The following is a 24,894-nucleotide window of genomic DNA, read 5'->3' as shown; positions in this document are numbered from 1 at the left end:
GCACGCCCCCCGGTGGGTGCCGCCGGAGTCCTGGCCGCCATGCCGGTGGTGGCGGAGCCGGGCCTGCCCGGCGCCACCGTGGCCACCGACGCCTCGGTGACCGTTCTGCCGGTGCCCGGCTTGGCGGTGTCCTGGCGCAGGCGGAACCAGTAGAAGCCGTGCCCGGCGAGGGTGAGCAGGTACGGCCATTCGCCGATCGCGGGGAAGCGCACCCCGCCGATCAGCTCCACCGGGTGCATCCCGTTGAACCGCCGCAGGTCCAGCTCCGTCGGCTGCGGGAAGCGCGAGAAGTTGTGCACGCACATCACCAGGTCGTCCCCGTACTCCCGGAGGAAGGCGAGGACCGCCGGGTTGGACGACGGCAGCTCGGTGTACGAGCCGAGGCCGAAGGCGGGGTTCTGCTTGCGGATCTCGATCATGCGCCGCGTCCAGTGCAGCAGCGACGACGGCGACGCCATGGACGCCTCGACGTTGGTCACCTGGTAGCCGTAGACCGGGTCCATGATCGTGGGCAGGTACAGCCGTCCCGGGTCGCAGGACGAGAAGCCCGCGTTGCGGTCGGGCGTCCACTGCATGGGGGTGCGCACGCCGTCGCGGTCGCCCAGCCAGATGTTGTCGCCCATCCCGATCTCGTCGCCGTAGTAGAGGATCGGCGAGCCGGGCAGGGACAGCAGCAGGGCGGTGAACAGCTCGATCTGGTTGCGGTCGTTGTCGAGCAGCGGGGCCAGGCGCCTGCGGATGCCGATGTTGGCCCGCATGCGCGGGTCCTTGGCGTACTCCGCGTACATGTAGTCGCGCTCTTCGTCGGTGACCATCTCCAGCGTCAGCTCGTCGTGGTTGCGCAGGAAGATGCCCCACTGGCAGTTCACCGGGATCGCCGGGGTCTTGGCCAGGACTTCGGAGACGGGGTAGCGCGACTCCCGGCGGACCGCCATGAAGATGCGCGGCATCACCGGGAAGTGGAACGCCATGTGGCACTCGTCGCCGCCGGCCGCGTAGTCGCCGAAGTAGTCGACGACGTCCTCCGGCCACTGGTTGGCCTCGGCCAGGAGCACGGTGTCCGGGTAGGCGGCGTCGATCTCCTTGCGTACGCGCTTGAGGAAGGCGTGGGTGGCCGGGAGGTTCTCGCAGTTGGTGCCCTCCTGCTGGTACAGGTACGGCACGGCGTCCAGGCGGAACCCGTCGATGCCCAGGTCGAGCCAGAACCGCAGCGCGGACAGGATCTCCTGCTGCACGGCCGGGTTCTCGTAGTTGAGGTCGGGCTGGTGGGAGAAGAACCGGTGCCAGTAGTACTGCTTGCGCACCGGGTCGAAGGTCCAGTTGGACGTCTCGGTGTCGACGAAGATGATCCGCGCGTCCTGGAACTGCTTGTCGTCGTCGGCCCAGACGTAGTAGTCGCCGTAGGGGCCGTCGGGGTCGCTGCGGGATTCCTGGAACCACGGGTGCTGGTCGCTGGTGTGGTTCATCACGAAGTCGATGATCACTCGCATGCCGCGCTGGTGGGCGGCATCGACGAACTCGACGAAGTCGGCCAGGTCGCCGAATTCGGGCAGTACGGAGGTGTAGTCCGAAACGTCGTAACCACCGTCCCGCAAGGGGGACTTGAAGAACGGCGGGAGCCAGAGGCAGTCGACCCCGAGCCACTGCAGGTAGTCCAGCTTGGCGGTGATGCCCTTGAGGTCGCCGACGCCGTCGCCGTTGCTGTCCTGGAACGAACGCACCAGAACCTCGTAGAAGACGGCTCGTTTGAACCAGTCGGGATCACGGTCCTTCGCCGGGGTGTCCTCGAACGTGTCGTGGACGGGCTCGTTGACGATCATGATGTGGGTGACCCTCCGATCGGCGGGGACGGTCGCAGGACGAGGATGTGCGCGGGCGTGACGCCCGGCTCGAGGCGCACATAGTTGGCCCTGCCCCAGTGATAGGTCTCACCGGTGAGCTCATCGCGCACCGGCACGGTCTCGTGCCAGTCGAGGCCGAGTTCCGGCATGTCCAACGACACCGTCGCCTCGTGGGTGTGGCGCGGGTCGAGGTTGACGACCGTCAGAACAATGTTCGAACCCGCTCGCTTGCTGTACGCGATGACGGCGTCGTTGTCGGCGTGGTGGAAGTGCACCGAGCGCAGCTGCCGCAGGGCGGCGTTGCGGCGCCTGATCCGGTTCAGCGCGGTGATCAGCGGGGCGATGGTGCGGCCCTCGCGCTCCGCCGACTCCCAGTCGCGCGGGCGCAGTTGGTACTTCTCGGAGTCGAGGTACTCCTCGCTGCCCTCCCGCACCGGGGTGTTCTCGCACAGCTCGTACCCGGCGTACACGCCCCACGTCGGGGACATGGTGGCGGCGAGGATCGCGCGGGCCTCGAAGGCGGGGCGGCCGCCGTGCTGGAGGTAGGCGTGCAGGATGTCCGGGGTGTTCACGAAGAAGTTCGGCCGCATGTACGCGGCGGCGTCGCCGGACAGCTCGGTGAGGTACTCCGTCAGCTCCTGCTTGGTGTTGCGCCAGGTGAAGTACGTGTACGACTGCTGGAAGCCGATCGCGCCGAGGGTGTGCATCATGGCCGGGCGGGTGAAGGCCTCGGCCAGGAAGATCACGTCCGGGTCGGTCCGGTTGATCGCCCCGATGACCTTCTCCCAGAACACCACGGGCTTGGTGTGCGGGTTGTCGACGCGGAAGATGCGCACCCCGTGCGCCATCCAGTACCGCAGCACCCGCAGCGTCTCGCGGACGATGCCGCGCATGTCCTGGTCGAACGCCACGGGATAGATGTCCTGGTACTTCTTCGGCGGGTTCTCGGCGTACGCGATGGTGCCGTCGGCCCGGTGGTGGAACCAGGCCGGGCGCTTGGTCACCCACGGGTGGTCCGGGGAGCACTGGAGGGCGAAGTCCAGTGCGACCTCCAGCCTCAGCTCGCGCGCCCGTTCGACGAAGGCGTCGAAGTCCTCGATGGTCCCGAGGTCGGGATGGACGGCGTCGTGGCCGCCCGCGTGGGAGCCGATCGCCCAGGGCACGCCGACGTCGTCCGGGCCGGCCGTCAGCGTGTTGTTGGGGCCCTTGCGGTGTGTGGTGCCGATGGGGTGGATGGGCGGCAGATACAGGACATCGAACCCCATCGCGGCGATGGCCGGAAGTCGCTCCATGGCCGTACGGAAGGTTCCCGAGACCATCCGCCCGTCGATCTCCCGGGCCCCCTCGGAGCGGGGGAACATCTCGTACCACGAGCCGTACAGCGCGCGTTCGCGCTCCACGAGCAACGGCAACGGGCGCGAGGCCGAGACCAGTTCGCGCAGCGGATGGGCGGCGAGCGCCCGGACGGCCTCCGTGTCCAGGGCGGCGGCGAGCCGGTCCTCGGGGGAGCGCCGCCCGTCGCGCAGGGCGTCCACCACGGCGAGCACGGCCTCGCGGCCCTCGCCCTTCGGCACGCCGTCGGCGGCCCGCTCGTGCAGGACGGCGCCCTCGGTCAGCACCAGGTCGGTGTCGATGCCGGCCGGGATCTTGATGCCGGCGGTGTGGCGCCAGGTGGCGACGGGGTCGCTCCAGGCCTCGACGGTGTAGGTCCACCGCCCTTCGGCCGTGGGAGTGACCTCGGCGCCCCAGCGGTCGGTGCCGGGGGCCAGTTCGCGCATCGGGGTGAAGGGGCCGGGGTGCCCCGACGGGTCGGTCAGCACGACGTTCGCGGCCACGGCGTCGTGGCCTTCGCGGAACACCGTGGCCGTAATCTGGAAGGTTTCGCCGACCACCGCCTTGGCGGGCCTTCTGCCGCAGTCGACGAGCGGGCGTACATCGAGAACGGGAATGCGACCAATCAGCGGGTTCACGGCATCACCTGAGGGTTGCGTAACGGGTATCGCTCTTTGTACTTGCTCCGTTGACGAGTGGCAGAGCGCAGGCATCACCGCTCCTGTCCGGGTTCACTCGGGTGGGCGGGTACCGGTGGAGCCCTACCCACACCCTTCGGGTGGGCAATCCGGCGCGTTGTTAACTACTCAGGCGTAGATGAACACGAAAAGAACCGGCCCCGTTCGAGTGGAAAATCGAGGCCGGTTCCTGCTCGGGTGTGTCCAGTGGCGTTCAGGTGAGCGTCTGGGCGCCTCGCTCCTCCGGGTCGCTCGCCCAGATCTGCCACGGCTGGCGCGCCACCCACTCGTCCACCTGAGCGGGCGTCACCGACAGCTCCCCGGCGGACAGGCCGTCGTCCCCCGCCAGCAGCAGCGGATCGCGGCCCGCCGCCATGTGGTGGTAGATGCCCGCCACCCCGGCCGCCCCCGCCGGGCCGATGGCCTGCGCGAGCCCCTGCTCGAAGACGTGCGGCGCCAGCGCCCGGTACCGCACCGCGCGCCCCAGGCCCTTGCCGAACTCCTCCGCCAGCTCGTCACCCGTCAGGCTGCGCGCCCCGCCGATGTCGTACGTCCGGCCCGCCAGCCCCGGCACGGTGAGCGCCGCGTACACCGCGTGGGCCAGGTCCCGGTGCGACAGCCACGCCGCCGGCACGTCGGCCGGCAGGGGATAGGCGAGGATGCCCTCGTTGACCAGGGCCGGGCCGTTCCACGGGCTGAAGAGGTTGTCCAGGTACACCGGCGGGCGCAGCACCACCAGCGGTACGCCGCTCTCCCGCAGCTCCTCCTCGGCGATCCGGCGCGTCTCGAACGCCGCCACGTCCGTGGCCGTGCGCGGCACCCGGGTGTTGGCGTTGTACACCAGCCGCCGTACCCCGGCCTCCACGGCGGCGTCGGCGATGTTGCGGGCGTAGGCGCGGACCCGCTTCGCCTCGTACACCAGCGGCATCACCACCGCCGCGTGCGTCGCGCCGGTGAAGAGCTGGCGCACGGCCTCGGCGTCGCCGAGGTCGCCCGTGGCGCACGAGACGCCGGGCAGCGGGGGCCGGTCGCCCTGGGGACGCCGGGACAGGGTACGTACCCGGTGGTCACGCTCCGTCAGCAGACGAGCCACCGCGCCGCCCTGGAAACCGGTCGCGCCGACCACTGCTACCCGCATCTGATTCTGCTCGGACATTGGCTCCGACATATGCCTGATTGGCCCTTCGATAGGGTGTGACTGCTGCCATGACGGCACCTCACAGGCTGGCGGCCGCGGCTTTGGCCGATCAATTAACAATTCGGGGCGGGGGTTGAAGGATCGTCCATGGACACCGTGCGCACCGAAACCGGGAACGACGACCGGAACGACGACCTCCTCAGTGAGCTGTTGCAACCGTTGCGCCTCACCGGCGTCTTCGACAGCCGCTGGCACGTCAGTGCCCCCTGGGCGATCGAGGGCGACGCCGAGCAGGGGTGCGCCGTCCTCCACTACATCGTCGAGGGCGGCTGCTGGATCACCGCCGAGGGTCAGCCCCCGCAGGAACTGCACGCCGGTGACCTGGCCGTCTTCCCCACCGGCACCGCGCACCGGCTCGCCGACCGGCCCGACCGGCAGGGCGTGCCGCTCAAGGCCGTGCTGCCCGAGCGCCAGCCCGGCACCTCCGGCGAGATCCGCATCGGCGGCGCCGGACCGGAGAGCCGGCTGCTGTGCGCCGGGCTCCACTACGACGCCAGCGCCGCCACCGGTCTGTACAAGGCGCTGCCCTGGGCCCTGGTGCTGGACGGCTCGCAGGTCGACCGCGAACCGCTGCTGCGCGACACCCTGCGGCTGCTCGCCGCGCCCGACCGGCCCATCGGCCCCGGCGACCGGCTGATCACCCTGCGGGCCTTCGAGATGGCCCTGGTGCTCGCGCTCCGCCCGCTGCTGCGGGAGTTCGCCGAGAACCCGGCGTCCCTGCCGGTCCTGCGCCATCCGGGGGTCAGCCGCGCACTGGTGATGATCGCGACCCGGTTCGCCGAGCCGTGGACCATCGAGTCGCTCGCCCGCGAGGTCGGGATGTCGCGCTCCGCGTTCACGGCCGCGTTCCGCGCCCTGGTCGGCGAGGCGCCGGCGCGCCACCTGACCGGGCGGCGCATGCAGGAGGCCGCTCGGCTGCTGGGCGAGACGTCCCTGCCGCAGTCGGCGGTCCCGGAGCGGGTCGGCTACCAGAGCGCGGTCGGTTTCCACCTTGCCTTCCGCAAATGGTTCGGTGTCACTCCGGGTGAGTACCGGGCCGGCGCGGCGAGCGCCGCGTAATGGTTTCCGGCCGCGGGCTGGCCGGTTCTTAAGGACCATTGGACGGACGTTCATTGCCGTAGGTGTGGACCAGCGGACAGGCTCTGCTGCGGCGATGACGTCCGCAGGAGGAGAAACGGTGACGAGGTCCGGTCAGGAGTATCTGGCGTCGCTGCGCGACGGCCGGGAGATATGGCTCGACGGGGAGCGGGTCGGGGACGTCACCACGCACCCGGCGTTCCGCAACACCGCCGCCTCGGTCGCCCGCCTGTACGACCTGGCACACGACTCGGAGCACACCCCGGTCCTCACCCGGGGCGGCGTCCACCGCGCCTTCGCCGTCCCGCGTTCGTACGAGGACCTCGTCAGCCGCCGCGAGGCGTACAAGGTGTGGGCGGAGGCGAGCTTCGGCTTCCTGGGCCGTACGCCCGACTGCATGGCGGGCGGCGCGGCGGGCTTCGCGGCGATGCCGTCCCTGTTCACGACGGAGGCGTACGACGGATCGGCCGCCGCCCTCGCGTACCACCGGCGCCTCGCCGAAGGCGACCTGTACCCGGCCTTCACCCTCACCAACCCGCAGATCGACCGCACCCGGTCCGCCTCCCGGCAGGAGGAGGACGACCTGGTGGTGCGGGTCGTCGCCGAGAAGGACGGCGGGATCGTGGTGCGCGGCGCCAAGATGATGGGCACCGCCGCGGCCTTCGCCGACGAGGTGATCGTCGGGACCATCGAGCCGCTCGCCCCCGAGGACGTCGAGCACGCGGTGTGCTTCTCCGTCCCGGTCGGCACGCCGGGGCTGAGGCTCGTCTCCCGCACCTCCTACGAGGCGCGGGCACGCAGCGTCTTCGACAACCCGCTCTCCTCCCGCTTCGACGAGAACGACGCCCTGCTCGTGTGCGACGACGTGTTCGTGCCGTGGGAACGGGTCCTCGTCTACCGTCACGTCGAGGCGTCGTTCCGGATGTGGTGGCGAACCCCCGCGTACCTGAACTTCGTCCACCAGTCCGCCACCCGGTTCTGGACGAAGCTGGAGTTCCTCACCGGCCTCGCGATCCTGATCACCAAGGCCAACAACACCTACGAGCTGCCGCCCGTCACCCAGGCCATCGGCCGTCTCCTCGGCCGCGTCGCCCAGGCCAAGGCGTTCGTGCTGGCCGCCGAGGCGTCGTACGAGGAGGTCGACGGCGGCCGGGGCGGCGTCGCGCCCGGCAAGGACATCTCCTTCGCGCAGCGCATCATGGCCGGTGAGCTGTACCCGCAGGCCCTCCAGGAGATCAAGCTGCTGGCGGGCGGCGGCGTCATCCAGCTGCCCGCGTCGGGCCGGGACCTGCTGCACCCCGAGCTGGGCCCGCTGGTGCGCAGGTACATCCGCTCGCCCGGCACCCCGGCCGAGGACCGCGTCAAACTGCTGAAGCTGGCCTGGGACGCGCTCGGTTCCGAGTTCGCCGGCCGCCACGAGCAGTACGAGCGCTTCTACCACGGCGCCCCGCACGTCTACCTCACCCAGCAGGCATGGGAGGGCGAGGGCCCCGCCTGCGAGGCCCTCGCCCAGTCCTGCCTGGACGGCTACGACCTCGGGGGCGTCCGATGACCGCGCCGGCCCGGCTGCGCGCGGCCGACCCGGGGCAGTGCGCGCGGGGCGGACGCGCGGTGCGTCCCGCACACGGTCCGCGCCGGGCCGCACCGTGCGCGGCGCTCCCGGGCGGGCCCTACCGCCGCGGCGCGGGCGACCCGGGATGGCGCGGGGGCCGCGACACGTCCGCCGGCGCGCCCCGGCCGGGCCACGCGGCGGCCGTCCCCGGTCGCCGCGGGGAGCACGGGCTCCCGGCGACCGGGCGTGCCCGGCCTCGCCCCGGGCGCGGGAGCCGTCGATGAGGGGGGCGCCCGAGAGCCGGCGCGGCGCGCTCGCGCTCCTGGCGGCCACCCAGCTACTGATGATCATGGACACGGCGATCATCAACGTGGCGCTGCCGTCCGTCGGCCGGGACCTGGGAGCCGGGTCCGAGGGCCTGTCCTGGGTGGCCAACGCCTACCTCATCACCTTCGGCGGGCTGCTCCTCCTCGGCGGCCGCGCCGCCGACCGGTTCGGCCACCGGCGGCTGTTCACCGGCGGACTCGCCCTGCTCGCCGCCGCCTCCGCCGCGGGCGGCCTCGCACAGTCGGCCGGCGCGCTGATCGCCGCCCGCGCCGCGCAGGGCGTCGGGGCGGCACTCGCCGCCGCCGCCGCCTTCGCCCTGCTGCTGGTCCTCTTCCCGGACGGCCCCGCCCGGCACAAGGCGCTCGGCGCCTTCGCCGCGATGGGCGGGCTCGGCGGCGTCCTCGGCACCGTCCTGGGCGGCGTCCTCACCGACCTGCTCGGCTGGCGGTCCACCTTCTGGCTGAACGTGGCCGTCGCCGCGGTGCTCGGCGCCCTCGCGCCGCGTCTCCTCGACGGCCGGACGCGCGGCACCGGGCCCGGGTTCGACCTGCTCGGCGCGGTCACCGCCACCGGGGGCCTCGGGCTCGTCGCCTACGCGCTCGTCGGCCGCAGCCCCCTGGCGGGCGCCGCCGGGCTCGCGCTCCTCGCCGGCTTCGCCGTCGTGCAGACCCGGGCCGCCAGGCCGCTCGTACCGCCCGCCGTGCTGAGACGGCCCGCGCTGCGCCTCGCCAACGGCCTGAGCGCCCTCGCGCAGATGGCGCTGTTCCCCATGTTCTTCCTGGTCAGCCTGTACCTCCAGAGCGTGCTGGGGCACTCCGCGCTCACCGGTGGCCTCGGCCTGCTCCCGCTGTCCCTGGTCGTCGTGGCCACCGCCCCGCTGACCGGCCGCCTGATCCCGCTCCTCGGCCTCGGCCGGACCATGACCCTCGGCTTCGGGCTGCTGCTCGCCGGGATGGTCTGGCTCGCCCTGGCCCTGAGCGCCGACGGCACCTTCGCCACCACCGTCCTCGCACCCAGCCTGGTGCTGGGGGCCGCCCTGCCCCTGGTCATGGTCACCACCAATGTGGCCGCCACGGCAGAGGCCGCGCCAGAGGAGACCGGCCTGGCCTCCGGGCTGGTCAACACCAGCCAGCAGTTCGGATCCGTCCTGGGCCTGGCCGTCCTCGTGGCCGTGGCCACCACCCGCACCGGCACGGCCACACCCCAGGCCGAAACCGCGGGCTACCAAGCGGCGCTGCTCGTCGGCGCCGCCTTCGCCGCAGCGGCCGCACTGCTGTCCGTGCGGCTGAGCCTGCCCGCGCCCGCACCGGCGCCGCCACGCCAGGACCGGGTGGGCGACCCGCGGTGACCGCCTGACCAGCGAACGCCGCGCCACTCCCGAACCCACACTGCCCGAGGGGGGCATCCCGTTGACCCTGTACGACCTTGTCGCGCCGTGTCTGGATACCTGCGCGGAACCGCGCTACCGCATCACCGAGATACGTGACGCCGACCCGCTCGGCGCCGACGCGCTGCTCGCCGCGCTCCCCGCGATGAACCGCGACGCCGACGTGCCCGCGCTCACCGTCGCCCTGCGCGCCCTCGTACCCGACCTCGACCGGGTCGCCGAGTGGTGCGTCATCGAGGCGCTCGCCGCCATGCGGGACCTCGGCATGCTGCTCGGCTCCCTCAAACGGCACGGCGCCCAGCCGGTCGCCGCCGTCCCCGAGGTCCTCCCCGTACTGGAGGAACTGGCCCGGCGCACCGACATGGTGCCCCGGGACACCGTGCACCACTACACCACCTGGAACCCGCTCGGCCGCCGGCAGCGGATGTACACCGGACACGAGATGGAGGCCCACCTCCAGGAAGCCGTCAGGATGGTCTTCCCCAGCCTGGTGGCCGCCCTGGACACCTGCGGCCAGCTGGCCCGCCTCGAACCGTACGACCCGGGTTTCGCCCTCGCCCTGGACCGCACCGCACAGCACGTCCAGGCGATGGTGGACTCCATCGACTTCACCATCGACAACGTCTCGCCGTCCTACTTCGCCCGCACCCTGCGCCCCTACTTCGAGGAGATCGACGTCGCCGGCCACTCCTACCTCGGACCGGCCGCCGCCCAGGTGCCGCTCTGGCTGGTGGACCTGACGGTCTGGCAGTGCGACCGCCCCCACCCCGGCTACGACGCCTTCCTCGCCGAGTCCGTCGAGTACAGCCTCCCGTCGTGGCGGGCCTTCCACGCCGCACACCGGGGCGGCGTCTCCGCCGTGAGCAAACTGTCCGCCGCGCTGAGCTGGGAGACCGTCCACCGGCTGCCGCCCGAGCTCGTCGCCTCCGCCCACTCGCTGGCACGGGTGCTGCGCATCCTCAAGACGTTCCGCGCCCGCCACATCGGCATCGCCCGCAAGGCCTACAGCGACGACCTGCGCCTGTACGACGAGGGCAGCGGCGGCGCGCCCGTCGCGCTGCTGCGCTCGGTGCTCGACCTGACCCGGGACAACGAGACGCTGGTGCGCCAGGCCACGCAGCGGCCGCGCCCCACCGCCGCGTGAGGGGGGCGGCGATGACCCCGCACGTCCTCATCGCCGGCGGCGGCGTCGCCGGGCTGACCTGCGCGCTCGCCCTGCACGCCGCCGGGTTCGCCCGCGTCACCGTCGTGGAGGCCGCCCCCGCGATCCGCCCGCTGGGCGCCGGGCTGAACCTCATGCCCAACGCCGTCCGCGAGCTCGACGCGCTCGGACTGCTCGACGAACTGGAGGCCGACGCCGTCCGCACCCGCGAACTGCGCTACTACCACCGCTCCGGCGCACTGATCTCCCGCGAGCCGCGCGGGCTGCGCGCCGGGTACCACTGGCCCCAGCTGTCGGTCCACCGCGGCACGCTCCAGCGCGTCCTCGCCGACGCGGTACGCCGCCGGCTCGGCCCCTCCGCGATCGTCACCGGCGTCCGGGTGACGGGCGTGGAGCAGCGCCCGGACGGCCGCCCCCGGCTGAGCCTCACTCACCGCGAGGGCGCCACGGGCGGACGGGCGTCGCTGGAGCCGGACGTACTGATCGGCGCCGACGGCATCCGCTCCGCGGTCCGCGCCGCCCTGAACCCGCGCGAGGGCGAGCCGCCCTGGAACGGGATGCTGGTATGGCGCGGCGTCTCCCGGATGGACCCCGGCCGGGCGGGAACGTTCATGCTCATCGCGGGCGACGACCGGCACAAGGCGGTCGTGTACCCGATGGCCGAGCGCCCCTCCGGGGACGTCCTCGTGAACTGGGCGCTGGCGATGCCCGCCGACAGCATCGCCCCCGCCGCCCGCGGGGACTGGAACCGGGCCGTACCCGTGACGGACTTCCTCCACCACTTCGAGGGCTGGGAGTTCGACGGGGTCAGCGTCCCCGAGGTCCTGCGCGCCGCCGACGCCGCCTACGAGTACCCCATGGTCGACCGCGACCCCCTGCCGCGCTGGAGCCACGGTCGCACCACCCTGATCGGCGACGCCGCCCACGCCATGTACCCCATCGGCTCCAACGGCGCCACCCAGTCGATCGTCGACGGCCGGGCCCTCGCCCACGCCATGGCCCGCCACCCCGACCGGGCCGACGCCCTCGCCGCCTACGAGGCGGAGCGCCGCCCCGCCATGACGGAGCTTCAGCGGGCCAACCGGCGCCTCGGTCCGGAAGTCGTCATCAATCTGGCCCACCAGCGCGCCCCCGGCGGCTTCACCGACATCGACGACGTGATCCCGCCGGCAGAAAGGCGCGAAATCGCCGCACGGTACGCCGCGACCGGCGCGTTCGACCCGGAGACCGTCAACGCGGGCTCCCCGTACGAGGTCGCGGTGAACGCGCCGTGAACGCGCCCCCCTGAGTGCGCCGTGGTTGCGGAGGGCGGCGTGCCGATAACGTCGAAGAGTGAAGGCGGACGCACACCGTGGTGCGTCCGCCCCGATACGTACCTGCCCTGCGAAGGTGGAACACGTGAAGGCAATCCGTCGATTCACCGTGCGCCCCGTCCTCCCCGACCCGCTCCGGCCGCTCAGCGACCTCGCGCGCAACCTGCGCTGGTCCTGGCACGCCGAGACCCGTGAACTGTTCCAGGCCGTCGACCCCGAGGGGTGGCGGGCGGCCGGCTGCGATCCCGTCCGGCTGCTGGGCTCCGTGTCCGGGACCCGGCTCGCCGAGCTCGCCCGGGACCGGCGCTTCCTGCGCCGCCTGTCGGCCGCCGCCGACGACCTCGACGACTACCTGCGCGGCCGCCGCTGGTACCAGAACCACTCCCTGCCGGACGGCGACCTGCCCGCCGCCGTCGCCTACTTCTCGCCCGAATTCGGCGTCACCGCCGCCCTGCCCCAGTACTCCGGCGGCCTCGGCATCCTCGCCGGCGACCACCTGAAGGCCGCCTCCGACCTCGGCGTGCCGCTCATCGGCGTCGGCCTGCTGTACCGCCACGGCTACTTCCGCCAGTCGCTCTCCCGGGACGGCTGGCAGCAGGAGCACTACCCGCTCCTGGACCCCAACGAGATGCCCGTCAGCCTGCTGCGGCGCACGGACGGCACCCCCGTCCGGGTCTCCCTCGCCCTGCCGGCCGGCCGCTGCCTGCACGCCCACATCTGGGTGGCGCAGGTCGGCCGCGTACCGCTGCTGATGCTCGACTCGGACGTCGAGGAGAACGGCCCCTCCGAGCGGGACGTCACCGACCGCCTCTACGGCGGCGGCAGCGAGCACCGGCTCCTCCAGGAGATGCTGCTGGGGATAGGAGGTGTCCGGGCGGTACGCGCGTACTGCGAGCTCACCGGCCACGCCGCGCCCGAGGTGTTCCACACCAACGAGGGGCACGCCGGATTCCTCGGCCTGGAGCGCATCCGGGAACTGAGCGAGGAGGGCGTCGAGTTCGACGCCGCCCTGGAGGCCGTCCGGGCGGGCACGGTCTTCACCACCCACACGCCCGTCCCGGCCGGCATCGACCGGTTCGACCGCGAGCTCGTCGCCCGCCACTTCGGCGACGGGGCGGAGCTGCCCGGCGTCGACGTCGAGCGCGTGCTCCAGCTCGGCATGGAGACCTACCCCGGCGGCGAGCCCAACCTCTTCAACATGGCGGTCATGGGGCTGCGCCTCGCCCAGCGCGCCAACGGCGTGTCCACCCTGCACGGCGCCGTCAGCCGCGGGATGTTCGCCGGCCTGTGGCCCGGGTTCGACGCCGACGAGGTGCCGATCACCTCCATCACCAACGGCGTCCACGCCCCGACCTGGGTGGCGCCCGAGGTGTTCCGGCTCGGGGCGCGCAGGATCGGCGTCCAGCGTGCCGAGGAGGCCCTGAGCGTCGGCGGCTCCCAGCGGTGGGACGCCGTCGGCGAGATCGCCGACTCCGAGATCTGGGACCTGCGGCGCGAGCTGCGCGACCAGCTGGTGACGGAGGTGCGGACCCGGCTGCGCGCCTCCTGGCGGCAGCGGGGCGCCGGCTCCGCCGAGCTGGGCTGGATCGACGGCGTCCTGGACCCCGACATCCTGACCATCGGCTTCGCCCGCCGGGTCCCCTCGTACAAGCGGCTGACGCTGATGCTGCGGGACCGGGACCGGCTGACGGAGATGCTGCTGCACCCGGAGCGGCCGGTGCAGATCGTCGTGGCGGGCAAGGCCCACCCGGCGGACGACGGCGGCAAGCGGCTGGTGCGGGAGCTGGTGCGGTTCGCCGACGACCCGCGCGTACGCCACCGCATCGTGTTCCTGCCCGACTACGGCATGGGCATGGCGCAGAAGCTCTACCCGGGCTGCGACGTGTGGCTGAACAACCCGCTGCGCCCGCTGGAGGCCTGCGGCACGTCCGGCATGAAGGCGGCCCTCAACGGCTGCCTCAACCTGTCCGTCCTGGACGGCTGGTGGGACGAGTGGTACGAGCCGGACTTCGGCTGGGCCATCCCGACCGCCGACGGCCCGACCCTGGACGAGGACCGGCGCGACGATCTGGAGGCGAACGCGCTCTACGAGCTGATCGAGAAGCGCGTCGCACCCCGCTTCTACGACCGTGGCGCGAGCGGGCTGCCCGAGCGGTGGGTCGAGATGGTCCGCCGCACGCTGGCCAACCTGGGCCCGAAGGTGCTGGCGGGGCGGATGGTGCGGGAGTACGTGGAGCGGCTGTACGCCCCGGCCGCCCTAGCCCACCGGTCGCTCACCACCGACGCGGCCCGGGAACTGGCCGTCTGGAAGACCAGGGTGCGTGCCGCGTGGCCGCGCGTGGCGGTCGACCACGTCGAGGTGGACGAGGCCAGCGGCGTCGCGGAGCTGGGTTCGACCCTGGCGCTGCGGGTCCGGGTCGCCCTCGGTGACCTCCAGCCGGAGGACGTCGAGGTGCAGGCGGTCGCGGGCCGGGTCGACAACGACGACCGGCTCCGGGACGCCCAGACGGTGCCGCTGAAGCCGGCGGGGGGACCGGACCAGCAGGGGCGCTGGGTCTACGAAGGGCCGCTCACCCTCGACCGGACGGGCCCGTTCGGGTACACGGTCCGGATACTGCCGACGCACCGCCTGCTGGCGGCGGGCGCCGACCTCGGACTGGTCGCGGTGCCCACGGAGGCGACCGGTGAGGGCGCGGGTGTCCTGATGCGCTGACCGGCGCGGCGCGGCCCGTCGCCCCCTCCCCTCGTGGGGGGCGGCGGGCCGCGCGCCGCTCAGCCTGCCGTCCGGGCGTCCGGCCGGGCATCGTCCGCGGGACCGATCCCCGCCCGGCCGTCCGGTGCGGGGTGGTTCCACCGTGGGGAGGAGACGGATCCGGGTGCCGGGGGCGGGCGGCGGGCGCGCCGCCGTCGCCGCCACCGCTGCGCCGCACGCACGACCGCCCGGCGGCACACGGGGTGCCACCGGGCGGTGCGTCAGCCGCTCACCGAGCGTCCCGGGTTACGGGAAGGTCAGCTTGAAGCCGTTGATGTAGCCGGTGTCCTGCGCGGCCTTGTCCTGGACACGGAGCTTCCAGTTGCCGTTGGCGACCTCGCTGGAGGCGTTGACCGTGTAGGTGGCCTTGACGTTGTCGGCCGAGTCGGACGAGCTGAACGGCTTCAGGTTGTAGACCGAGCCGTCCGGGGCGACGAGGTCGACGACCAGGTCACCGCGCCAGGTGTGGACGATGTCCACGTCCACCTTGAGGGTGGAGGGGGCGTTGCCGGCGACATTGGTGACGTCGACGGCGGAGGTGACGGCGGCACCGTTGTCCGGGATGGCGACGTCGGCGGTGTTCTCGAAGACCTTGCCCGTGCCGGGGTCGCCGCCACCGGGGCGGGAACCGACGTTGACACCGGCCCAGGCGTGCTCGACGGCCTTCACCTCGGCGCTGCCGGCGCCGTACAGCTCGGTGGCGACCGCGACGGTGCCCGTGCGGGCGCCGGCGTAGTTGGTCGTCGAGGTGAACTTGGTGGTGAGCGCCTTGTACCAGATCAGCGCGGCCTTGTCGCGGCCGATGCCGGTGACGGGCAGGCCGTCGGAGGTCGGCGAGTCGTAGTTCACGCCGTTGATGGACTTGGTGCCGCTGCCCTCGGAGAGCAGGTAGAACCAGTGGTTCGCCGGGCCGGAGGAGTAGTGCACGTCGATGCCGCCGATACCGGAGTACCAGGCGTCCTTCGACGAGCCGTCCTTGCTCGGCTTGTCCATGTAGCGCAGCGGGGTGCCGTTCCCGCGGATGTCGATCTTCTCGCCGACCAGGTAGTCGCCCTTGTCGGCGGCGTTGTTGGCGTGGAACTCCACGGCGGCCGCGAAGATGTCGGAGGTGGCCTCGTTCAGGCCGCCCGACTCGCCGCTGTAGACCAGCTTGGCGGTCGCGGAGGTGATGCCGTGCGTCATCTCGTGGGCCGCGACGTCGATGGACGTGAGCGGCTTGGTGTTGCCCGCGCCGTCGCCGTACGTCATGCAGAAGCAGCTGTCGGTCCAGAAGGCGTTGACGTACGCGTTGCCGTAGTGGACGCGGGAGTACGCGCCGACGCCGTCGCCCTTGATGCCGGAGCGGCCGTGGACGTTCTTGTAGTAGTCCCAGGTGAGCGCGGCGCCGTAGTGTGCGTCGGCGCCCGCGGTCTCCTTGTTCTGCGGGGTGCCGTCGCCCCAGACGTCGTCCGGCCCGGAGAACAGCGTCCCGGTGCCGGAGGTGCCGCCGTTGAGGTTGTACGTCTTGTGGTTGCCGCGGCCGGTGTCGGTCAGCGTGTACGAGGGCGCGGTGCCGAGGGTGACCTGGCCGCTGTACTGGGTGTTGCCGGTGCCGTTGTGGACGGCCTGCCACTCGTACAGCTTGGCGCCCGTGGAGGCGTCGGTGACCACGTGCAGCTCGTTCGGGGTGCCGTCGTGCTGGAGACCGCCGACGACCGTCTCGTACGCGAGGACCGGCTTGCCCTGGGCGAGCCAGACCACCTTGCGCGGGGCGCGCTCGGAGTCGGTGGCCTTGGAGCCCTCGGCCCGGGCCGCGCCGACGGCCTGCTTCTCGGCGGCGGCGGGGGTGATCTCCGCGGTGGTGTCCACGCCCTTGAGCGCCGCGCGGGAGGCCTTGCTGACCGCCTCGGTCCGTCCGGCCCTGGTCTCGGTGACGACCAGGTCGCCGCCGAGCACCGGGAGCCCGGCGTAGGTCCGCTCGTACCGGGTGTGGGTGGTGCCGTCGCGGTCCTGCACGACGTCACGGACGGCGAGCTTCTCCTGGGCGCCGAGGCCGAGTTCCTTGGCCGTCTCGGCCTTGCCGGCGTCGGCCGCGCGTATCAGCGCGGTGCGCTGCGCGGGGGAGAGGTCGGCGGGCAGGGAGCCGGGGTCGGCCTTGCCGGCCGCCTGGGCCTTGGGAGCCGCGGGAGTGTCGGCGGCGGTTGCGGCGCCGGACTGCACACCCACGGTGAGCATGGCGGCGGCGGCGATCAGGGCACCGGTCGCGGTGGCGCGACGGCTTGGCGTGGATCTCACGCAGACTCCTTTTGCGAGGGGGGTTACCGGGCGGCTGGGTGGGCCGGCCGGGCGGAGCGTCCTGAACAAGCGCGGAACACGTAAGGACCGAACACGAGAACCCGTGTCGAACATGTGGTGCGGAGAACGGGGTAAGAGTGGCGCCGACGGCGGGCCCCTGTCAGGAGCGCGTCAACAGATTGGCCGGAACTCGTCCGTTGCCCGAAAAGCCGTGTTCGTTAACCGGACGTTTCACGGTGCGCACCGCGAAGCGGTGCGGCGCCCCGTCCCGCCCCCGGACGACTGGTCCGTCGGGGCCGGGCGGGCGACTTGCCATCGTGAACGCGGTGTTGCGCGCGTATGCCGCGCCATCCTCCACGGGCACCCCGCCGCCGGGCGTGCTTCCGGCCACCCTCGCGCGGCCCCCCACGGCCCGGCGACCGCGCGCACCGGCGACCGCGCGCACCGGCGGCCGGGCGCACCGGCGACCGTGGCGCACCGGCCCGGCGGCCGTCCGCTGCCGGCGGCTCCCGTCGTACCCGCGGCTCCCGTCGCGCCGCGAGCGCCCGGCTACCGCTGCCGGGCCCCCTCCTCGTACGGGAACAGGGCGAGCGGGGGCTCGGCCTGGAAGAAGGTCTTCGCGCGGACCATCGCCCGCTCGTCGTCGCGCACCTGGCCCGGCCGGGACCCGTTGCCGAACAGCACTCCGCCGAAGCGCATCCCCAGGTACGCCGCCGAGTTGTTGAGGGTCGTCACCAGCCCGCCGGTCACGGACTCGTCGCGGTCCGCCATGACCGTCACGCCCCACAGCGTCCGGCCCGCCATCCGCTCCTTGAAGTCCGAGCCGGGCGCCGACAGCCACCCGGACCAGTAGTCGAGGTAGCGCTTGGTCTGCGCGGAGACGGTGTACCAGTACAGCGGCGAGGCGAGGACGATGTCGGTGGCCTCCAGGGTGGCCCGCCGCAGCTCCTCCTCGGTCTCGTCGGAGGGCCAGTCGCCGGTGTCGTGCCGCCCGTCCTGGAAGTCGGGCAGGGGCAGGGTGTTGAGGTCCACCCAGCGCTGCGGTATCCCGGCGGGCAGCTGTGCCGCCGCGGTCCGGGCGAGGATCTCGGTGTTGCCGTCGGCGCGGGAGCTGCCGAGGACGAAGAGGAACGAGCGGTCGGTGGCGCTGGCCGTTTCGGTGGTCATATCAGCTCCGGCTCCGGGACCCGGAGGCCCGCGAGCGCCCCGGGGCGCCGGCCGGTCACCCCGGGTCGTCGATGGGGTCACCTCCTCCAACCGCCTTGATGCGTATGCATATTCCGGTCTCTCGTTGGCCGGTGCCCGGGCGCGCCCCGAGGGGGCCACTCAGCCCACAAGGCTCTCCCGCCACGCCCGGTGGAGACCCGCGAAGCGCCCCCCGCCACCGACGAGTTCCGCGGGCGGGCCGTCCTCCACGATCCGGCCGCCCTCCATCACCAGCACCCGGTCCGCGATCTCGACCGTCGACAGGCGGTGCGCGACGATCACCGCCGTGCGGCCCTCCAGCACCGTGTCCATGGCACGCTGCACGGCCCGCTCGCCCGGGACGTCCAGGGAACTGGTCGCCTCGTCGAGGATCAGCACCGACGGGTCGGCCAGCAGTGCCCGCGCGAAGGCGACCAGCTGGCGCTGGCCCGCCGAGATCCGGCCGCCCCGTTTGCGTACGTCGGTGTCGTAGCCGTCCGGGAGCCCCGTGATGAAGTCATGGGCGCCGATGGCCTTGGCGGCCTGCTCGATCTCCGCGCGCGTGGCGTCCGGCCGACCGATCGCGATGTTCTCCGCGACCGTCCCGGAGAACAGGAACGCCTCCTGCGTCACCATCACCACCCCGCGCCGCAACTCCGGTACGGACAGGTCCCGCAGGTCGACACCGTCGAGCAGGACCCGGCCGGCGGACGGGTCGTAGAAGCGGGCGAGCAGCTTGGCGAGCGTCGACTTGCCCGCGCCCGTCGAGCCGACCACCGCGACGGTCTGCCCCGCCGGGATGGTCAGGTCGAAGCGCGGCAGCACCTCGCCGCCCGTGCGGTACCCGAAGCGGACGCCCTCGAAGACGATCTCCCGGCCGGGCGTCCCCGAGCGGGTCGGCGGCAGGGTGCGGGGCGCGGCGGGCTCGGGGACCGCCGGGGTCTGGGCCAGCAGTCCGGCGATCTTCTCCAGCGAGGCGGCCGCCGACTGGTACGAGTTGAGAAACATCGCCAGCCGGTCGATCGGGTCGTACAGCCGGCGCATGTAGAGCACGGCCGCCGCCAGCACCCCGAGCGCGAGCGTCCCGGACGCGACCCGGTAGGCGCCCCACAGCACCATGGCGGCGACCGCCGTGTTCGCCACCAGCCGGGAGCCGATGACGTAGCGGGCCATCTCCAGTATCGCGTCGCCGTTGCGGCGCTCGTGGCGGTGGTTGAGCGCGCGGAAGTCCGCGTCGTTGGTCCGCTCGCGCCGGAACGCCCGCACGGGGCGGATGCCGTTCATCGTCTCCGCGAACTTCACGATGACGGCGGCGATGGCCGTCGACCGCGCGCTGAACGCGACGGCCGCGCGCCGCCGGTAGACCCGTACGAGCAGGTGCAGGGGGAGGAAGGAGGCCAGCGCCACCGCGCCGATGCCCAGGTCCAGCCAGAGCAGGAGCACGGAGATGAAGGCGAAGGACAGCAGGACGCCGATCAGCTCCTGGAGCCCCTCGCCGAGCAGTTCGCGCAGCGACTCGACGTCGGTGGTGGAGCGCGAGATCAGCCGGCCGGAGGTGTACCGCTCGTGGAAGTCGATGCTCAGCGCCTGCGCGTGCCGGAAGATCCGCCCGCGCAGATCGAGCAGGACGTCCTGGTTCACGCGGGCGGAGGCGCGGATGAACGCGTACTGGAAGAGTCCGGCGCCCGCCGCGCACACGCCGTACCCCGCGGCCACGGCGACCAGCGGCCCGTGGTCCCCGCCCCGGAGCGCGGGCACGGCCCGGTCGATGGCGTACGCCACGAGCAGCGGCCCGGCCTGTACGGCGGCCTGCTGGAGCAGCAGCAACAGCGCGGCCAGCACGACGCGCCCCCGCCGGGGCGCCAGCAGAGAGCGCAGCAGCCGTCCCGTGGCGCCCTCCGCCACCGGCAGGTCGTCCCGGTCGAAGGCGTCCGCCCCACCGGCACCCCCGCCCGCGCCCGGAGTCCCGCCCGCCACCGGCGTATCGCCCGGCCCTGGGGCGCCGTCCGTACCAGGCGTCCCGCCCGGTGCGGAGGCCCCGTCCGACGCCCGCGTACCGCCCGCCACCGGAGCCCAGCCCGCATCGACCACCGCCGGTTCCTCGGCGACCGCCGGCCTCTCGTCCGGGCTCGGCGCCCCGGCCACCGCCGGCGCCTCGGCCACCGCCGGCGCCTCGGCCACCGCCGGCGCCTCGGCCCGGGCCGGAGCGGCGGGCGGGACCGGGGGCGGGGCCTGCGCGACGGGCGGCCGCCCGTCCTCGGGGTCGCCGTGCTGCCCGGGCTTCCCGCCGGGCGGGGAACCCGCCGGGGATGCCGGGGGCGTCCTGCCCGCCGTGTCCGTCATCGCGTACCACCCGTCGTTCCGGCTCCCGACATGAGCCATGCGTACTCCGCGCTGTCCCGCAGCAGTTCCTGGTGGGTGCCGACCGCCGTCACGCGCCCCGCCGACAGGAGGGCCACGCGGTCGGCCAGCATCACCGTGGACGGGCGGTGGGCCACCACCAGCGCGGTCGTGTCCCGCAGAACGTGCCGCAGCGCCGCCTCGACCAGCGCCTCGGTGTGGACGTCCAGCGCCGACAGCGGGTCGTCCAGCACCAGGAACCGCGGGCGGCCCACCACCGCCCGCGCCAGGGCCAGGCGCTGGCGCTGACCGCCCGACAGGCTCAGACCCTGCTCGCCGACCTGCGTCGCGTCCCCCTGGGGCAGGTGCCGCACGAACCCCGCCTGCGCCACCTCCAGGGCGCGCCGCAGCTCGGGCTCGCCCGCGCCGCCGGGTCCGGCGCCCATCAGCACGTTCTCCCCGACGCTCGCCGAGAACAGCGTGGGCTCCTCGAACGCCACGGACACCAGCTCCCGCAGCCGCTCCCGGGGCATGGCCGCCACGTCGACCCCGTCCAGCAGGATCCGCCCGGCCGTCACCTCGTGCAGCCGCGGCACCAGCGCCGTCAGCGTCGTCTTGCCCGAACCGGTGGCCCCGACCAGCGCCATGGTCTCGCCGGGCCGGATCACCAGATCGACCCCGTCCAGCACCGGAGGCGCGTCCTGCGGCGCGTCCGGATAGCGGAACGTCACTCCCTCGAAGCGCAGCCCGCCGGACGGCGGCGACGCCACCGGCACCGGGCGGTCCCCGTCGACGTCACCGTCCCGCTCCGCGTCGTCCTCCTCCGCCTCGTCCATCACCTCGAAGAACCGCTCCACCGACGTCGCCGCCTCCTGGCTCATCGCCAGCAGGAACCCGATCGACTCGACCGGCCACCGCAGCGCCAGCGCCGTCGACAGGAACGCCACCAGCGTCCCGGCGGACAGCGCGCCGTCCGCGACCTGGACGGTGCCCAGTACCAGGGCCACCCCGATGGCCAGTTCCGGTACGACGGTGATGACCGCCCAGATGCCCGCCAGCAGCCGTGCCTTGCCCAGCTCCGTGCCGCGCAGCCGCTCGGCCAGGGCGCCGAACGCCTCCGCCTGGCTGCGGTGGCGGCCGAAGCCCTTGACGATCCGGATGCCGAGCACGCTCTCCTCGACCACCGTCGTCAGGTCGCCCACCTGGTCCTGAGCGCGCCGGGCGACCAGTGAGTAGTGCGTCTCGAACACGGAGCAGACCACGATCAGGGGCACCACCGGCACCAGCAGCACCAGCCCAAGCGTCCAGTCCTGCGCCAGCAGCACGCCGCAGCCCACCACCACCGTCACACCGTTGACGAACAGGAACGTCATCGGGAACGCCAGGAACATCCGTATCAACGACAGGTCCGTCGTCGCCCGCGACAGCAACTGCCCCGACGGCCACCGGTCGTGGAACGCGATCGGCAGCCGTTGCAGGTGCCGGTACAGGTCCGCGCGCATCGCGGCCTCCACACCCGCCAGCGGCCGGGCCACCAGCCACCGCCGCAGCCCGAACAGCGCCGCCTCGGCGATCCCCAGCGCCAGCACCACCAGCGCCCCGAACCACACCCCGGCGGGCTCCCGCCCGGCCACCGGCCCGTCCACGATCCACTTCAGTACGAGCGGGATGACCAGGCTCAGACAGGACGCCACGACGGCCACGACCGCCGCCGTCCCGACACGCGCGCGCACCGGACGCACGTACGGCCACAGCCGCAGCAGTGCGCGCACGGTGGAACGATCCCTGGTCGCTGCATCCTTTTTCGGCATCAGGAGCGAGCCTACGGTTCGGCACTGACATCGCTCACGTGCTTTTTCCGCCGCTCGACGGCGGCCCCACCCGCGCGCGAGGCCGCCCCCCGGTCAGTCCCGCACCCTCAGCAGCAGCACCGACCGCGCCGGCACCGTCAGCACCTCTCCGCCCGGGTGGACCGTGCCCGGCGCGGCGGACTGGTCCTCCCGCGCGGTGTCCACGACCAGCTCGTACGCGCCTGCCCACGGCGGCCCGGGCAGGCGGAAGTCCACCGGCTCGGCCCCCGCGTGGAGGACCGCGAGGAAGCTGTCGTCCGTGACGGGCTCACCGCGCGCGTCCCGGCCCGGGATGTCCCGCCCGGACAGGTACATCCCGATCGTCGCGGTCCGGGCGTACCAGTCGCCCTCCGTCATCTCCGCCCCGGCCGCCGTGAACCACGCCAGGTCCCGCAGCCCGTCCACGCCCTGCGGCCGGCCCGAGAAGAAGGCCCGGCGGCGCAGCACCGGGTGGGCGTGGCGCAGCGCCAGCAGCCGCGAGGTCAGCTCCAGCAGCCCCCGGGGGCCGGGGCGCTCCGGCAGCGACCAGTCGACCCAGCCGACCTCGTTGTCCTGGCAGTAGGCGTTGTTGTTGCCGCCCTGGGTGCGACCCATCTCGTCGCCCGCCACCAGCATCGGCACGCCCGTCGACAGGAGCAGCGTGGTGAGCAGGTTGCGCACCTGGCGCCGCCGCAGGGCGTTCACCGCCGGGTCGTCCGTCTCGCCCTCGGCGCCGCAGTTCCAGGACCGGTTGTCGTTCGTGCCGTCCCGGTTGCCCTCCCCGTTCGCCTCGTTGTGCTTGTGCTCGTACGACACCAGGTCGCGCAGCGTGAAGCCGTCGTGCGCGGTGACGAAGTTGACGGAGGCGTACGGGCGCCGGCCGCCCCACGCGTACAGGTCGCTGGACCCGGACAGCCGGTACCCGAGGTCGCGCACGTCCGGCAGGGCGCCGCGCCAGAAGTCCCGGACGGCGTCCCGGTAGCGGTCGTTCCACTCGGTCCACAGCGGCGGGAACGCGCCCACCTGGTAGCCGCCGTCGCCGACGTCCCACGGTTCGGCGATCAGCTTCACCCGCCGCAGCACGGGGTCCTGGGCGATCGTCGCGAGGAACGGCGACAGCATGTCGACGTCGTGCATCGAGCGGGCGAGCGCCGCCGCCAGGTCGAAGCGGAATCCGTCGACGCCCATCTCCGTGACCCAGTAACGCAGCGAGTCGGTGATCAGCCGCAGCACGTGCGGCTGGACGACGTGCAGGGTGTTGCCGCAGCCCGTGTAGTCGGCGTACCTGCGGGCGTCGGCGGCCAGCCGGTAGTAGCCGCGGTTGTCGATGCCGCGCAGCGACAGCATGGGGCCCAGCTCGCTCGCCTCGGCCGTGTGGTTGTAGACGACGTCGAGGATCACCTCGATGCCGGCCGCGTGCAGCGCCTTCACCATGCGCTTGAACTCGCCGACCTGCTGCCCGGCGGTGCCCGACGCGCTGTACGCGGCGTGCGGCGCGAAGTAGCCGATGGAGTTGTAGCCCCAGTGGTTCTTCAGCCCGCGCCGCAGCAGGTGGTCCTCGTGCGCGAACTGGTGCACCGGGAGCAGTTCGACCGCCGTCACCCCGAGCGACACCAGGTGCTCGATCGCCGCGGGGTGCGCGAGCCCCGCGTAGGTGCCGCGCAGCTCCTCGGGGATGCCCGGGTGGCGCCGGGTGAACCCGCGAACATGGACCTCGTAGATGACCGAGTCCGCCCACGGGGTCTTGGGCCGCCGGTCGTCGGACCAGTCGTCGTCGTCGTGGACGACGACCCCCTTCGGGACGTACGGGGCCGAGTCGCGGGTGTCCCGGACGGTGTCGGCGACGTGCTGCTCGGGCCAGTCCCGCACATGGCCGTACACCTCGGGCGGCAGCGAGAAGTCGCCGTCGACCGCCCGCGCGTAGGGGTCGAGGAGCAGCTTCGCCGCGTTCCACCGGGCGCCCGTCCAGGGGTCCCAGCGGCCGTGCACCCGGTAGCCGTACCGCTGGCCCGGCCGTACGCCCGGCACGAAGCCGTGCCAGATCTCGTGGGTCAGCTCGGTCAGCGGCAGCCGGGTCTCGGCGCCGCCCTCGTCGAAGAGGCACAGCTCCACCGCCTCCGCCCCGCCCGCCCAGAGTGCGAAGTTCGTCCCCGCCGCCCCGCCCGGCCCCGCCCTGAACCGGGCACCGAGCGGTGTGGGCGCGCCCGGCCACACCGGTGGGACGGGCGTGGCGGGGTCCCGGGGGAGCCCGCCGGGCCCACGACGGAGCGCCCCGGCGGGGGCGGGCCTCCCGTCCAGCAGTGCGTCACCCACCGCACGCTGCACTGCCTGCTGCTCGGCTGCGCTCGACACCTGCCGGCCTCCTGCGGCTCCCATTCGTGGTGGCTCGGTTCACCTCCGGGGCGCCCGGTGCCGTGCCGGCGGTCGATCGTGCCCCGGTCTCCTCCCGGCCTCGCGGCCGGGGGACCCCGGTACGTCACGATCTCGCGTTCTCCCCGCCGGCACGCCCGCGCCCCCTCGGCTCACTCGCCACGAGGCCGCGGCGTCCCTGCCGCGGCCCCGCACACGGTCCTCCACCTGTTCTTCCCGGACTGCCCGCCTCCCAACATGACCCGCGCCCACGTTTCCCCCGGAGGGGCGCGGTCGTT

13 protein-coding genes and 1 pseudogene are annotated in these 24,894 nt (G+C 73.2%); 6 read left to right on the top strand and 8 right to left on the bottom strand.

Translation table 11 applies throughout. The annotated features are described in order from the left end of the window. Positions 1–128 precede the first annotated feature (128 nt). The 3 genes and pseudogenes from treS to IE109_RS17465 all read right to left on the bottom strand — a co-directional run. Positions 129–1,820: pseudogene (gene treS / locus IE109_RS17475) on the bottom strand (maltose alpha-D-glucosyltransferase); the annotation flags it as partial. Then, entirely contained in the window at positions 1,817–3,802 is a 1,986-nt protein-coding gene (locus tag IE109_RS17470) for an alpha-1,4-glucan--maltose-1-phosphate maltosyltransferase (protein WP_229891191.1), read from the bottom strand. The gene IE109_RS17470 and the pseudogene treS, both read right to left, overlap by 4 nt. 262 nt (positions 3,803–4,064) lie before the next feature. After that, complete coding sequence (locus IE109_RS17465; RefSeq protein ID WP_189551806.1) at positions 4,065–5,006, bottom strand: SDR family oxidoreductase; 942 nt, start codon at positions 5,004–5,006, stop codon at positions 4,065–4,067. A 129-nt stretch (positions 5,007–5,135) separates the two neighbouring features. Here IE109_RS17465 and IE109_RS17460 point away from each other — a divergent pair, with 129 nt between their 5' ends. The 6 genes from IE109_RS17460 (at position 5,136) to glgP (ending at position 14,579) form a co-directional block, all read left to right on the top strand. Next, a complete protein-coding gene (locus tag IE109_RS17460) occupies positions 5,136–6,107 on the top strand; it encodes an AraC family transcriptional regulator (RefSeq protein ID WP_189551805.1) in 972 nt (323 codons plus the stop codon). A gap of 118 nt (positions 6,108–6,225) precedes the next feature. Beyond that, a complete protein-coding gene (locus IE109_RS17455; protein ID WP_189551804.1) occupies positions 6,226–7,677 on the top strand; it encodes a 4-hydroxyphenylacetate 3-hydroxylase family protein in 1,452 nt (483 codons plus the stop codon). A 280-nt stretch (positions 7,678–7,957) separates the two neighbouring features. Next, positions 7,958–9,352 carry an MFS transporter gene (locus IE109_RS17450; protein ID WP_189551803.1) on the top strand — a complete coding sequence of 465 codons (1,395 nt, stop codon included), beginning with the start codon at positions 7,958–7,960 and terminating at the stop codon, positions 9,350–9,352. 61 nt (positions 9,353–9,413) lie between these two features. Next, entirely contained in the window at positions 9,414–10,535 is a 1,122-nt protein-coding gene (locus IE109_RS17445) for a monodechloroaminopyrrolnitrin synthase PrnB family protein (protein ID WP_189551802.1), read from the top strand. Between the two features lie 11 nt (positions 10,536–10,546). Continuing rightward, positions 10,547–11,827 carry a flavin-dependent oxidoreductase gene (locus IE109_RS17440; RefSeq protein ID WP_189551801.1) on the top strand — a complete coding sequence of 427 codons (1,281 nt, stop codon included), beginning with the start codon at positions 10,547–10,549 and terminating at the stop codon, positions 11,825–11,827. A 124-nt stretch (positions 11,828–11,951) separates the two neighbouring features. Then, positions 11,952–14,579 carry an alpha-glucan family phosphorylase gene (gene glgP / locus IE109_RS17435; RefSeq protein WP_189551800.1) on the top strand — a complete coding sequence of 876 codons (2,628 nt, stop codon included), beginning with the start codon at positions 11,952–11,954 and terminating at the stop codon, positions 14,577–14,579. A gap of 285 nt (positions 14,580–14,864) precedes the next feature. Here the strand turns inward: glgP and IE109_RS17430 are convergent, their stop codons facing one another. The 5 genes from IE109_RS17430 to glgX all read right to left on the bottom strand — a co-directional run bounded on the left by IE109_RS17430 (position 14,865) and on the right by glgX (position 24,598). Then, positions 14,865–16,892, bottom strand: coding sequence for a M4 family metallopeptidase (locus IE109_RS17430; RefSeq protein ID WP_189551799.1), 2,028 nt, complete (start codon positions 16,890–16,892; stop codon positions 14,865–14,867). A 549-nt stretch (positions 16,893–17,441) separates the two neighbouring features. Beyond that, positions 17,442–18,059, bottom strand: a complete 618-nt coding sequence (locus tag IE109_RS17425) for a flavodoxin family protein (protein WP_189551798.1) — start codon at positions 18,057–18,059, stop codon at positions 17,442–17,444. A gap of 159 nt (positions 18,060–18,218) precedes the next feature. Further along, the gene (locus IE109_RS17420; RefSeq protein ID WP_229891168.1) at positions 18,219–20,459 is read right to left on the bottom strand and encodes an ABC transporter ATP-binding protein; all 2,241 of its coding nucleotides are present in this window, start codon (positions 20,457–20,459) and stop codon (positions 18,219–18,221) included. Then, positions 20,417–22,228, bottom strand: coding sequence for an ABC transporter ATP-binding protein (locus IE109_RS17415; RefSeq protein ID WP_189551797.1), 1,812 nt, complete (start codon positions 22,226–22,228; stop codon positions 20,417–20,419). The genes IE109_RS17420 and IE109_RS17415 overlap by 43 nt, the downstream gene beginning before the upstream one ends. A 93-nt stretch (positions 22,229–22,321) precedes the next feature. Continuing rightward, complete coding sequence (gene glgX / locus IE109_RS17410) at positions 22,322–24,598, bottom strand: glycogen debranching protein GlgX (RefSeq protein ID WP_229891166.1); 2,277 nt, start codon at positions 24,596–24,598, stop codon at positions 22,322–22,324. Positions 24,599–24,894 lie beyond the last annotated feature (296 nt).

This window comes from Streptomyces lavendofoliae (genome assembly GCF_014649735.1).
GTDB classification, from domain to species: Bacteria; Actinomycetota; Actinomycetes; order Streptomycetales; family Streptomycetaceae; genus Streptomyces; species Streptomyces lavendofoliae.
Note: the sequence above shows the minus strand (reverse complement) of the source record. Positions and strands in the feature narration are given on the sequence as shown.